This window comes from Pseudomonas sp. SIMBA_067 (assembly GCF_046534675.1).
Lineage (GTDB): Bacteria > Pseudomonadota > Gammaproteobacteria > Pseudomonadales > Pseudomonadaceae > Aquipseudomonas > Aquipseudomonas putida.
The window spans coordinates 1-273 of record NZ_JAWRYH010000410.1 but is presented as its reverse complement, the minus strand read 5'-3'; the positions used below and the strand labels follow the sequence as shown (position 1 = coordinate 273).

Sequence of the window (273 nt, the reverse complement as noted above, 5' to 3'; positions counted from 1 at the left end):
AGATCCTTACGACGCAATCCACCGCGGGTATATTCACGCCGCAGATGGGCAATGGTGTGTAGCGTTTCGCTGTCGCTCATAATGCTCGCCTATTCAGATAACAAGTCAGCTGGCAGGTTGCAGCTCACAATCATTCACGACAATTTTATCGTTACGTTCGATAAATGCGCCGTTTCCTTTGGACCAGAACACATAGGTGTTATCGCTGTAGCGTGCGCCGGAAGCGGATACCGTCTGCTTCAGCGTCAGAGGCTGCCCATCCATGATGAAACT

1 protein-coding gene is annotated in these 273 nt (G+C 50.9%); it reads right to left on the bottom strand.

Annotated elements, in window-relative coordinates; translation table 11 throughout:
• Positions 1-105 precede the first annotated feature (105 nt).
• Complete coding sequence (locus tag SB765_RS29660) at positions 106-264, bottom strand: MliC family protein (protein WP_410932496.1); 159 nt, start codon at positions 262-264, stop codon at positions 106-108.
• Between the last annotated feature and the right edge of the window lie 9 nt (positions 265-273).